Genomic DNA, 11,984 nt, shown 5'->3' with positions numbered 1-11,984 from the left:
CTCCCCTTCTTGTTATCGTCCCCCCTACACTGGGGTGATGCCGCCCTGAGCAAGACCACTCACCGTATACCCCTCCCCGGCATATGACAAACTCTGCTTGCTCTGCTTGCTCTGCTTGCTCTGCTTGCTCTGCTTGCTCTGCTTGCTCTGCTTGCTCTGCTTGCTCTGCTTGCTCTGCTTGCTCTGCAACAGCCAAACAAATCGCAGCCACAAAAAAAGCGCCCTGAGGCGCTTTTTTTTATATCAACCGGATGATCAGGCTTTGAACTTGCTGAACACCAGGGAGGCGTTGGTACCGCCAAAGCCGAAGCTGTTGGACATAACGGTGTCGAGGTCAGCCTCTTCGTACTCGCGCACGATGGGCAGCCCTTCGGCCTTCTCGTCCAGGTTCTCGATGTTGATGCTGGGGGCGATAAAGCCATGTTGCAGCATCAGCAGGGAGTAGACGGCCTCGTGCACACCGGCGGCGCCCAGCGCATGGCCGGTCATCGCCTTGGTGGCGGAGAGCTTGGGCGCGTTGCTGCCAAACAGGGTCTGGATGGCTTCCAGCTCCTTGGTGTCACCGACCGGGGTAGAGGTACCGTGGGTGTTGATGTAGTCCACCTTGCCGACACTCTGCATTGCCATCTTCATGCAACGCACGGCGCCTTCGCCGCTCGGGGCCACCATGTCGTAACCATCGGAGGTCGCACCGTAACCGGTGATCTCGGCATAGATGTGGGCACCACGGGCCAGGGCGTGTTCCAGCTCCTCGACCACCAGGATGCCACCACCACCGGAGATGACGAAACCGTCGCGATCCGCATCATAGGTACGGGACGCTTTTTCCGGAGAGTCGTTGTATTTGGTAGACAGCGCGCCCATGGCGTCAAACTGGATGGTGGAGGACCAGTCCAGCTCCTCGCCGCCACCGGCGAAGACGATGTCCTGTTTGCCGAGCTGGATCAGTTCCAGAGCGTGGCCGATGCAGTGGGCAGAGGTCGCGCAGGCGGAGCTGATGGTGTAGTTGACACCCTTGATCTTGAACGGCGTAGCCAGGCAAGCGGAGGTGGTGGAGGACATGGTGCGCGGCACCATGTAGGGACCCACGCGCTTGACCCCTTTCTCACGGGCGATATCGCAAGACTCGGAGGTGTTCTTGCCGGAGGCGCCGCCGGAGCCGGTCACGATGCCGGTGCGCTCGTTGGAGACCTGATCTTCCGGCAGGCCGGCATCTGCGATGGCCTGCTGCATGGAGAGATAGGCGTAGGCCGCAGCGTCACCCATGAAACGCATGACTTTACGGTCGATCAGTTCAGACGGATCGAGTTTGATGTTACCCCAGACACGGCTACGCAGGTTGTGTTGCTCGAACTGCTCGGAATAGGTGATGCCGGATTTGCCTGCTTTCAGGGAGGCCAGCACTTCTTCCTTGTTGTTGCCGATACTGGAGATGACGCCGATACCGGTGATCACTGCTCTTCTCATTAATTCATCTCGTCTGGAAAAACTGGCGCCAAGTCTACCCGCTTTCGGCTGCCAAACTGGTCTGCTTTCACGTAGAATGCCCGCGATTTTGTGACGCGAGCCGAGGAAAACGTGAGTCAAACATCCTTACATCATGCCCGATTGGACTGGAACGAGGCGGGTACTCCAGTCTCCAGTGACTTCGGGGATGTGTACTTTTCCAATGATAACGGTCTAAGTGAAACCCGCTACGTCTTTTTGCAGCAAAATCAGCTGCCAGCGCGATTTTCGCACCATGATGGTGACACTTTCGTGATCGGTGAAACAGGTTTCGGTACAGGTCTTAACTTTCTGGCGACAATGAAAGCCTTCCTGGAACAGACATCCCAATCCGGTAACGCCCTGCGTCTTCACTTCATCAGTTTCGAAAAATACCCCCTGACCCGGGACGATCTGCGCAAGGCGCTGGACGCCTGGCCCGAGCTGGCACACTTCAGCCAGGATCTCGTCAAACAGTGGCCCCTGCCGGTATCCGGCTGCCACCGCCTGCACTTTGCCAGCGGACGCATCCGCCTCGATCTCTGGTTCGGCGATATCAAGGACATGTTGCCGCAGGTGCCCCATCAGGCCGACGGACTGGTGGATGCCTGGTATCTCGATGGCTTCTCGCCGGCCAAAAACCCGGAAATGTGGACTCAGGATCTGTTCGACGGCCTCGCCCGTCTCGCCCGCCCCAGCGCCACCCTCTCGACCTTTACCTGCGCCGGTTTCGTGCGCCGGGGACTCATCGCCGCCGGCTTTGCCATGAAGAAGGTGAAGGGGCACGGCAGCAAGCGGGAAATGCTGGCCGGCGAGCGGATAGACAAGCAGCCACAGCAGACCATAGCTCCCTGGTATGCCCGCCCGGCCGGGCGGGAGGGGGACGTGCTGATGATAGGCGGCGGCATCGCCTCGGCCATGACGGCGCTCTCCCTGGTGGAGCGGGGCCGCAAGGTGACGATCCTGTGCGAAGATGGCGAGCCGGCCTGCGGCGCCTCCGGCAACCGGCAAGGGGCCTTGTATCCGCTCCTTAACGGCGAGCACGACGCGTTGTCGCGCTTCTATTCGCTCGCCTTTGGCCATGCCAGAAACCGGCTGCTGGCCCTGGCCGAACGTCACCCCATCGCCTTTGATCTGTGCGGCGTGACCCAGCTCGGTTATGACGACAAATCCGCCGCCAAGCTGGCCAAGATGAGCCAGGGCCCCTTCCCGCCCGAGCTGATGCACCCATTATCTGCAACAGAAAGCGAAGCGGCTTGCGGTTTGCCCTCGGGCCATGCCGGGGTCAACTATCCGCTGGGAGGCTGGCTCTGCCCGGCCGATCTCACTCGTGCCGCCATCGAGGAAGCCCAGGCAAGCGGTCTGCTGCAAGTGGAATACGGCGCCCGGGTGGTCAGCATCGGCGAGCAAAGCGATGGCTGGCGAGTGATGAGCCATGACGGTCGCCACTGGCAGGCCCCCAATCTGGTGGTGGCCGCCGGCCACCAGTTGCCCGCCCTGCTCCCCTTTGCCGAACTGCCGCTCTATCCGGTGCGCGGTCAGGTAAGCCATATTCCGACCAGCCCAGCACTCGGTCAGCTCAAGACCGTGCTCTGCTACGACGGCTATCTCACACCGGCCCACAACGCGCATCACTGTATCGGGGCCAGCTATGGTCGCAACCAGACCAGCCTCGAATTTCGCGCCGATGAGCAGGCCCAGAACCGAACCAGATTGCAAGCTTGCTTGCCTGACCAGCCCTGGCCCGATGAGGTGGACGTAAGCGGTAACGAGGCGCGAGTCGGGGTACGCTGCGCCAGCCGGGATCACCTGCCCGTGGTCGGCCCCGTGGCCAGATTGCAGGGGCTGGCGGATCACTACGCCGGGCTGCATGGGGATCGACAAGATGCCTCGCCGCTGCCACTTTACCCGGGTCTCTATGTACTGGGCGCCCTCGGCTCCCGGGGCCTGTGCTCGGCACCGCTATGCGGCGAGTTGCTGGCCAGCGAGATCTGCGGCGATCCCCTCCCCCTGGCAGCCGATCTGCTGGAGGCGCTCCACCCGGCCCGTTACTGGGTGCGCAAGCTGCTCAAGGGCAAGTCGCTGGCCTGAATCCCGCACTGCCAGCCATAAACAACGAGGCCGCCCAATGGGCGGCCTCGTTGTCGTCGGTATCAATCCATTAATTGGGCCAGCGCACGCCAAAACGCTCGCCATAACCGGTCTGTTCCTGAAACGCATCGATGCGCTCCCGGATCTTCTCCATCTCCTTGCTGCCCGCCGCCCAGGCGGCATAGCGTAGGGCCTGACAATCGCCGTGGCTCGGCAGGGCCGCGATGGCACCGCCCACCAGGCTGCTACCCCGCTGCACCATCTCCTTGAAGCGGGACTCATACTCGAACATGCTGGAGAGTACCCTGGCCCAGTCGTCGCGGGCAGATCCCGTGCTATTGCGGCTCTGGCTCCAGCGGGGCAACAGCACGGTCGCCTGGGTCAGGACAGTGACCTGGGTAAGCTGGCAGCGCCCCGGCAGCTGCTCCGTCTCGAGCTGCCAATCCACCTGATAACTTGCCTTACCAAGTACCACCTTGCCATTCACCCTGGGGGCACTCTGAACGATAGCGCTGGCCAGTTGGTCCGGGCTGGTTGCATTGACGTCATAAAAGCGCACATTGATGCGGGATTCGGGCACCACCTGCGGCCTGACTGTTTGCGCCTGGCTCGCCAGCGGCAGCAACAACAACCCGATCCCTACCACCATGTTATGAAACTTGCTGACCATGCCAGACTACCTTCCTTGATTGCACGGGCGAAACAGCAACCGCGCCGAAACGGGTGCCACATAGATAACGCTATAGCCTATGTGCGACCAGGATGCTGCGCAATACCATGATTGTTCAGAAATCTGAGCCCGCTCACAGGTTCCGTGAGTCACCTGGGCGCCAAGGGTGAAATTGACAATTTTATCGCCTGGATCCGGCTATTCTGCGCCAGCTAAGGTGATAATTTTTCACATTGATGTCATGACCATCTATCTGAATGAAATGATCATTTTCAATGCGGTTGGCAAAAAAGCGGCGATCTGCCCGATCTCTTAACCACAACTCGCAAAGTCCAAGCTTACCTCGCCGGGGATAAAATTGGGGGATGGTCAACAGCACCACCCCATCCACTCGCATGGCCTGCCGGGAAAGACAATCATCACTCGTCATGCCGGTGATCAGGGCAGCGAAACGGGGACCCTCTCCCACGGCGACCATCAGCACACCGTAGGCGCGGGCTGCCGTCAGGTGTCGCATGGCGATCGCCTGACAAGGACCCGTCTGGTGAAAGCCGTCGTTGTTCATTGCCAGCACTCGATTTGGCATAAACATCAAGCAAGCACAAATTAAACAGAGTTTAATTCTGAAAAATTGCAACTTCAAAATACATAAACCCTAAAAACCACACAATGAGAGTCAGATTAGGCAGTCATAACCACCAGGTAAAGTGCTTTTATCCTTTTAAAATGCTGTTTCCACTGGGAAATGTTGATGTGGAGCAAACTACTACCGGCTTGTTGTCGCGGGATTACCCCCATAGGAATAGACTTATGCCACTTTCACCTACCCAATAAGGCTATATATGCTGGAACTCGTTATCGGCACCCTGGTCACCCTGGTGGTGGGCCGTGCCATCTTCAAGGGATACTCCGCCACCGGCGTGCTGCTCAGCGGTGGCCTGCTATTGCTGCTGGTCACCGCCCTGATGGGCAAACCCGTCCTGCCAAGCAAGGTCGCCAGCACCGGCTACCTGGCAACCGACATCTTCGAATATGTCCGTTTCCTGCTCAATGACCGTGGGGGTGGACTGGGGATGCTGATCATGGTGCTGTGCGGTTTTGCCGGCTACATGAGCCACATTGGCGCCAACACCATACTGGTCAAGCTGGCCAGCAAACCCCTCGGTTTCATCAAGTCTCCCTACATCCTGCTGGTCGCCGCCTATCTGGTCGCCTGCGCCATGTCTCTGGCGGTCAGCTCGGCCACCGGTCTCGGGGTATTACTGATGGCGACCCTGTTCCCGCTGATGGTCAATATGGGGATCTCCCGTGGCGCCGCGGCGGCCGTCTGCGCCTCCCCGGCCGCCATCATTCTGGCCCCCACCTCCGGTGACGTGGTAATGGCGGCCCAGGCCGCCAACATGCCGCTGTTGGACTTTGCCTTCAAGCTGACCCTGCCCATCTCGCTGGTGGCCATCGCCTGCATGGCGGTGACCCACTTCTTCTGGCAGCGCTACCTCGATCAGAAATCCGGCGAACACAACGAACCTGTGGCACCGGGTGATTTGATCACCTCGGCTCCCGCCTTCTACGCCATCCTCCCCTTCACTCCCATCATCGGGGTGCTGGTGTTTGACGGCAAATGGGGACCGCAGCTGGATATCGTCACCATCATCGTCATGTGCATGGTGCTGGCCAGCCTGCTGGAGCTGATCCGCGTGCGCAATGGCAAGGAGCTGCTGGACGGTCTGCAGGTGTGCTGGCGCAACATGGCGGATGCCTTCGCCGGCGTGGTCATGCTGCTGGTGGGTGCCGGCGTCTTTGCCCAGGGCCTGATGACCATCGGCTTCATCGACACCCTGCTGACCCATGCCCAGGATCTGGGCTCGGGCGGCCTGATCATGATGCTCTCCCTGGTGGTGATCACCACCCTGGCGGCCTTCACCACCGGTTCGGGCAATGCCCCCTTCTACGCCTTCGTGGAGCTTATTCCCAATCTGGCCAGCAGCCTGGGCATCAACCCGGCGTATCTGGTGATCCCCATGCTGCAGGCATCCAACCTGGGCCGCACCATCTCGCCGGTCTCCGGCGTGGTGGTCGCCTGTGCGGGGATGGGCAAGCTCTCCCCGTTCGAGGTGGTCAAACGCACCAGCATGCCGGTCGCCGTCGGCCTGCTGGTGGTGATCCTCGCCACCCAGATCATGGTCCCCGCCTGATCCCCCACCAGCCCGGCGCCTGCCGGGCTGGTATCTTGCCCCCCTGTTGCAGTAGACTCGGTGCCTCTTTCCCTAAGGAGGACCGAGATGAGTATTACGGTTCAACTTGCCCACTTCAGTGATTGCCACTCCCATTTCGACGGCGCACCGATCAGCTTCTCTCCCGTCGGTCACCCCCAGTGGCGCACCCAGTGCGGCGGTTATGCACGGATCCTGACCCGGCTCACCCAACTGCGTGCCAAGGCCGCCAGCCAAGGCCAGGCCAGCCTCTTCTTGCATGGTGGCGATACCTTTCAGGGCTCACTCTATTTCAACCGCTTCAAAGGTCGCGCCAACGCCGACCTGCTCGCCATGTTGCAACCCGATGCCATGGTGATCGGCAACCACGAGTTCGATCTGGGCAATGGTCCCCTGGTGGAGTTTTTGCGCCAGCTCGATTTCCCTGTGCTGGCTGCCAACCTGGACAACAGCCAGGAGCCCGACGACACGCCCCTCGGGCTCTGGGATCTGCCCCACCTTTATGATGCGCACCAACCCTGGCATCGCCGTGAACTGGGCGGCGTGCCGTTTGCCCTGCTCGGCATCACCCTGCCCCAGATGGCTGCCATCGCCAACCCGGATCCCCACACCCGCTTCCATGCCGTGGCCAACACCCTCACCCGGGTGCTGCGCGAGATAAAGGAAGAGGGGATCCACCATATCGTGCTACTGAGCCACCTCGGGCTGGAGCAGGACAAGCTGCTGGCCGAACGCTTCCCCGAGCTCAGCCTCATCATCGGCGGCCACACCCACAGCCTGCTGGGGGATCTGGCGCCGCTGGGACTGCCAAGCGAAGGGGAATATCCCCTAATGCAAAACGGGGTCGCCATCCTGCATGCGGGGCACAGTGCCCTCTGTCTCGGGGTGTGCGAGCTGGCCTTCGACAAGGCGGGCCGCGTGGTGCAAAGCCGGGGGCAACTGGAGTGGCTGCCCTGGCAGCCCTGGCCGTTTGCGGGTGACGTCCCCGCCGGGCTGGTCTTTTGCGAGCCGGATGCCAGGGTAGAGCAACACCTGGCCAGACGCTACCGGCCGGAGATCGAGACCATGACCCAACGCATCGTCACCCACCTCGACACGCCTTTGCTGCATCAGCGCCTGCCGGATGCCCTGCTGCCAAACGGCAGCCAGGTGGCGCCACTGGTCGCCCGGGCCATGTTGACAGCGGCGCGCGAGCAGGTCGGTCAGGTGGATTTTGCCCTGCACAATGCAGGGGGCGTGCGCTGCTCGCTGGAGCAGGGCCCCCTTAGCGAGGCCGATATCGCCGGGCGTCTGCTCCCCTTCGCCATCCCCCTCACCCTCTATCGGGTCCATGGTCACGAGCTGGCGGAGGCACTGGAGGGGGCGATTGACAACGCCACCAACAACGGTGTGACCGGCAATGGCAGCGGCAGCTTCCCCTACACTGCCGGGGTGCGCTTCTGTTACCGGGCCGAGCGGCCCAAGGGGGCGCGCATCACCCGGCTGGAGTGGGAGCATTCCCCCGGCAACTGGCTGCCAGTCGAGGCCGATGAGGTCTATCGCGGAGTATCGAGCGCCTATACCGCCTCCGGCAAGGAGGGCTACACGGCGCTGGCCCGAACCCTGACCCAGCACAATCAGGAGCTGGGCATCACACTGGCGGACGCCTTCATCCGCTGGGCCCGTCACCTGTCGACCCTTGCCATCCAGCCACCGCTGGTCGAATACCATACAGCTACACCCTGACAACTGGGGAGTCATGGCCTGATCCGCCTTTGGATCAGGCCATTTACGAGAATATTTGCCCTGCACGGGCCTGCCCCATTGCATCGGACTCGCGGCCTCGGCAAGATAGGCCCGCTTTCAAGACCAGCTGCAGGAGCAGGCGACTTCATGACTCACTCCATTTGTTTCACTCCCCCTCGCGTCAACCCGGGCGTCAAACCCGTCGTGGTGCTCATGACCGCCCTGCTGGCGCTGCTCTTCAGTTTGCGCAACCCCCTGTTTTACGCCATGGCGCCAGGATTTGACGCCTCGCTGTTTGCGGTCATGGGCAAGATGTGGAGCGAGGGGGGCGTGCTCTACCGGGACATGATCGACATCAAGGGGCCGATGATCTTCGCCCTCGATGCGCTGGGCTATCGCCTCGGCGGCTTCGTCGGGATCTGGGCGCTGGAGTGGGTGCTCTGCTGGCTGGGACTCTTGGCAAGCTGGCAGGCCTTTGCCCAGCTGGGGTTGTCGTTTCGGGCTCGCCTCGGCGCCATGCTGGCGGTGTTGGCGCTTTACGGCACCCGTTACTACTACGGCAACATGACCGAGGACTGGACCTTTCATCTGGCCCTCATCGCCCAGTGGGCCTTCATCACCCTGTTGCTGGACAAGCGCTTCGAGTGGTGGCCTGCCCTGGTGGCGGCGCTGACCTTCGCCATCGTCGCCTGGATGCGCACCAACAATGGCGCCTTCTGGGGTGGCTGGTATCTGGTGCTGTTCTGCCACTGGTGCCTGCACGAGAAGTGGCGTGACGCCCTCTTGCTGCTGCTCTCCAGCCTGCTGGGGCTGGCGCTCATCGGCGGCCCGCTCTACGCCTACTTCCAGCAGCACGATCTGCTGGCTGCATTCAAATACTACGCCTTCGATATCTTCTTCGAGGGGAGCTACGGCAACGGCGTCTCCCCCGCCGTCGGGGCCGTCGGGCTGTTTCGCACCGGCCTCATCATGTTGCTGCCCCCCTTCATCCTGCTGATGCTGGGCCGCCGCCAGGAGTGGTACCTCCCCGTGCTGCTGGTCACCCTGTTCGGCGTGCTGTTCACCCTGATCGCCAACTCGGTCTCCGGCCACGTGTTCGATCACTACGATGTGCTCTACCTGCAGCTGGGTCTGCTGCCGCTGGCGGTGCTGCTGGATCGCAGCGAACAGCAAGCAGATGCCATGGGACTGCTGTGCATCTCGCTAGTAGTGCTCACCGCCAGCTGGCTGCTGGCCCAGCAGCTCGGCTATGGCTGGAGCACCAAGGAGTGGTCCCTCGAGCGGGTAAACGAAGTGCTCGGTAACAGCTTGCTGTGGGCGCTGCCTGTGCTGATCCTGGTGCCCCTGTGGCGTGCCTGGGATGTGCGCAGCACCACCCCCTGGCTTGCCACCCTGGCCATGTTGATGCTGATGATCAACAACGCCTGGGAAGGCACCCAAAAGGGGCGCCCCTTCAATCCACCGGCTCAGGTGCGGGTCGATCGGATCAAAGCCGAAACAACCCCGAGCGACAAGATCTGGGTCGACGGCATCCAGCCGCAATATTATCTCTGGACCGATCGCCAGCCGGCGTCCGCCTACCTCTTCTTCGCCAACGTCAACCCACCCTATGACGTGCGCGAGCGGGTGCTGGCCGATATCCAGCGCCAGCAACCCAAGTTCATCATCGCCAAGCCGGAACGGGTGAGCGAGGAGCTGAAAAAGCCCACCTCCCCCTCCCACCTCGCCTTCTACCAGTACCTGACAAGCCGGTATGAAGAGGTGGATCCGGGGCTCTATCGCAGACGCTGACGGCTCTCAGATACAACCAGGGCGGCTATGATGGCCGCCCTTTTCATTGCGTTTTGCGGCCTGCCGGCGGTAGGCAAGCCGGCTCGCGATGACTACAATGGCGCTCTTTTTGGATGTAACGGGTGACACACATGGTGGAACTGACCTATCTGGGGGGCTATCCCGAGCCTCTCAAGGCCCAGGTGCAGCAGCTGATCGCGGCGGGCAAACTCGGGGAAATGTTGGCCAAGCGCTATCCGGACAGTCATCAGGTCCAAAGCGACAAGGCGCTGCTGGCCTACACCATGGATCTGAAAAATCGCTACCTCAAGAGCTCGGCGCCGCTGGCCAAGGTGGTGTTCGATGGCAAGATCAACGTCATCAAGGATGCCCTCGGCCTGCACACCTATGTCAGCCGGGTGCAGGGCAGCAAGCTCAAGGCCAAAAACGAGATCCGCATCGCCGCCCTGTTCAAGGAGGCGCACCCCGCCTTCCTGAAGATGATAGTGGTGCACGAGCTGGCTCATCTCAAAGAGAAGGATCACAACAAGGGCTTCTACCAGCTCTGCCAGCACATGGAGCCGGACTATCATCAACTGGAGTTTGATTTGAGGCTCTGGCTCACCTGGCGGGATCTGGAGCGGGCCGGGCGCTGATCGGCCAGGCAGAGGGCTGGGGGAGATCATGGCATTGATGTGCATTGTAAAACGAGTGATGACCCTTCCCCACGGAGGGTGGCGCAGGTTCGCCCTGCTGCCTGCCTTGCTGCTTTCCTTGCCTTGGCCCCACGTGAGCGCCGCCGAGCGCTGGCAAAGCGATAGCTACCTTATCGAGAGCTTCATGACCATCGCCATGGAGCGGGAGTATGGCGAGGCAAAACAGACCCGCTTCGCCCGCTGGCAACAACCGGTGCGCCTCAAGCTTGTCAACGAGTCGGGAGACAAGCCGCTGCAGGCCGAGGTGGTCAGGGTGCAAGCCGCCCATCTGGCCCGCATCACGGGCCACCCCATCACTCTGGTCAGCGACAAGCCCAACCTGACCCTGATCATGACCGATTACCAGCGGATGAGGAACTGGGCAAACCGCACCATGGGGGGAGATCCGTCTGTCAACATGGCCCTCAAGGAGGGGCTCTGCCTGGCCAACTTCGCCACCAACAAGCAGCACGAGATCAGCCGTGCCACCATCATCATTCCGGTAGACTACAGCCGGGCCAAGGGGCGCTTTCTCGATTGCGTGGTGGAGGAGTTCACCCAGGTGATGGGGCTGCCCAACGACTCCGACAAGGTGTTTCCCTCCATCTTCAACGACCACAGTGTCGACAGCTTCCTGACCGGCCTTGACTATGTGCTGCTCAAGCTCGCCTACCACCCGGCGCTCAAGGCGGGAATGAACCGCGAGGAAGTCAGAGCCGCCCTGCCCGTGGCCATCAAAGCGCTGCGCGCCCAGGGGGAGATAAGCGAGGCCAACCGCCGGGTACAGCAGCAGAGCCTGAAAAGCTGGGCCGGACTCTGAGTCACCATCAACCCGTGTCCCTGCCCCATCCGCTCAAAACAATAACGCAGCCCATGGCTGGGCTGCGTTATTTTGTTTCAGGGATGTCGTCTCAGGGGCGCCCTCGGGTGCGAGAAACCCGTATGACAACACCAACCGCCCCGCAGGCGTCTCCGTTCGTTGTGCTTTCCTCTGTTTACGCTTTGATCTCAGCTCCATGCAGCCCCTGCATCAGCCAGGCCGTTTGCCCGCTCAGGAGGCGAGGCTCTCCTCCGGCATCCAACTGTCGGCGTTCTCCCACACCTCCTGCACCATGGCTTCGGCCAGCTCTTTCTCTTCCTTGCTGGCGCGGCTGACGGTCAGGGACATGGTGCTGCCCGGGGCAACCCGTACATGCAGATCCGGGAACTTCTCCCCCAGCTGCTTGAGCAGCTCCTGGCGCAGCGCTTCCATGGTGGAGGTCGGGATCTGATGTTTCTTGTCGATGATGATTTCCAGACGCATAGGATACTTCTCCATGATGATTAACTGTATTT

The 11,984-nt window shown here is 61.4% G+C and carries 11 protein-coding genes; 6 read left to right on the top strand and 5 right to left on the bottom strand.

The features are described from left to right. Nucleotides 1–24: 24 nt before the first annotated feature. Together LA321_RS15445 and fabB are read right to left on the bottom strand one after the other, a co-directional pair. On the bottom strand, nucleotides 25–213 hold the full coding sequence (locus LA321_RS15445; RefSeq protein WP_042069220.1) for a hypothetical protein: 189 nt from the start codon (nucleotides 211–213) through the stop codon (nucleotides 25–27). Nucleotides 214–255: 42 nt separating this feature from the next. Then, nucleotides 256–1,467, bottom strand: a complete 1,212-nt coding sequence (gene fabB / locus LA321_RS15440; RefSeq protein WP_026457872.1) for a beta-ketoacyl-ACP synthase I — start codon at nucleotides 1,465–1,467, stop codon at nucleotides 256–258. 90 nt (nucleotides 1,468–1,557) lie between these two features. On the opposite strand from fabB, the gene mnmC reads away from it, so the two are divergent. Continuing rightward, nucleotides 1,558–3,576: a bifunctional tRNA (5-methylaminomethyl-2-thiouridine)(34)-methyltransferase MnmD/FAD-dependent 5-carboxymethylaminomethyl-2-thiouridine(34) oxidoreductase MnmC gene (mnmC, locus tag LA321_RS15435; protein WP_201939769.1), complete on the top strand. Its 2,019-nt coding sequence runs from the start codon at nucleotides 1,558–1,560 to the stop codon at nucleotides 3,574–3,576. 70 nt (nucleotides 3,577–3,646) lie between these two features. Here the strand turns inward: mnmC and LA321_RS15430 are convergent, their stop codons facing one another. Then, nucleotides 3,647–4,246, bottom strand: coding sequence for a DUF922 domain-containing protein (locus tag LA321_RS15430; protein ID WP_026456209.1), 600 nt, complete (start codon nucleotides 4,244–4,246; stop codon nucleotides 3,647–3,649). 181 nt (nucleotides 4,247–4,427) lie between these two features. Next, the gene (locus LA321_RS15425; protein ID WP_224212217.1) at nucleotides 4,428–4,889 is read right to left on the bottom strand and encodes a hypothetical protein; all 462 of its coding nucleotides are present in this window, start codon (nucleotides 4,887–4,889) and stop codon (nucleotides 4,428–4,430) included. 199 nt (nucleotides 4,890–5,088) lie between these two features. On the opposite strand from LA321_RS15425, the gene dcuC reads away from it, so the two are divergent. The 5 genes from dcuC (at nucleotide 5,089) to LA321_RS15400 (ending at nucleotide 11,469) form a co-directional block, all read left to right on the top strand. After that, nucleotides 5,089–6,441 (top strand): anaerobic C4-dicarboxylate transporter DcuC, encoded by a 1,353-nt coding sequence (dcuC, locus tag LA321_RS15420; protein ID WP_026456207.1) that lies wholly within the window; start codon nucleotides 5,089–5,091, stop codon nucleotides 6,439–6,441. 87 nt (nucleotides 6,442–6,528) lie between these two features. Continuing rightward, nucleotides 6,529–8,184 (top strand): bifunctional metallophosphatase/5'-nucleotidase, encoded by a 1,656-nt coding sequence (locus tag LA321_RS15415; RefSeq protein ID WP_042069217.1) that lies wholly within the window; start codon nucleotides 6,529–6,531, stop codon nucleotides 8,182–8,184. Between the two features lie 147 nt (nucleotides 8,185–8,331). After that, complete coding sequence (locus tag LA321_RS15410; protein WP_042069214.1) at nucleotides 8,332–9,975, top strand: hypothetical protein; 1,644 nt, start codon at nucleotides 8,332–8,334, stop codon at nucleotides 9,973–9,975. Between the two features lie 131 nt (nucleotides 9,976–10,106). Then, complete coding sequence (locus LA321_RS15405; RefSeq protein ID WP_042069213.1) at nucleotides 10,107–10,610, top strand: M48 family metallopeptidase; 504 nt, start codon at nucleotides 10,107–10,109, stop codon at nucleotides 10,608–10,610. Between the two features lie 58 nt (nucleotides 10,611–10,668). Continuing rightward, nucleotides 10,669–11,469: a DUF2927 domain-containing protein gene (locus LA321_RS15400; protein WP_224212216.1), complete on the top strand. Its 801-nt coding sequence runs from the start codon at nucleotides 10,669–10,671 to the stop codon at nucleotides 11,467–11,469. Nucleotides 11,470–11,700: 231 nt separating this feature from the next. Here LA321_RS15400 and LA321_RS15395 read toward each other — a convergent pair whose 3' ends face one another. Further along, a complete protein-coding gene (locus tag LA321_RS15395; protein ID WP_026456204.1) occupies nucleotides 11,701–11,952 on the bottom strand; it encodes a DinI family protein in 252 nt (83 codons plus the stop codon). Nucleotides 11,953–11,984: the final 32 nt, after the last annotated feature.

It is taken from the genome of Aeromonas enteropelogenes (assembly GCF_020097295.1).
GTDB classification, from domain to species: domain Bacteria; phylum Pseudomonadota; class Gammaproteobacteria; order Enterobacterales; family Aeromonadaceae; genus Aeromonas; species Aeromonas enteropelogenes.
This window is presented reverse-complemented; position numbering and strand designations above follow the sequence as displayed.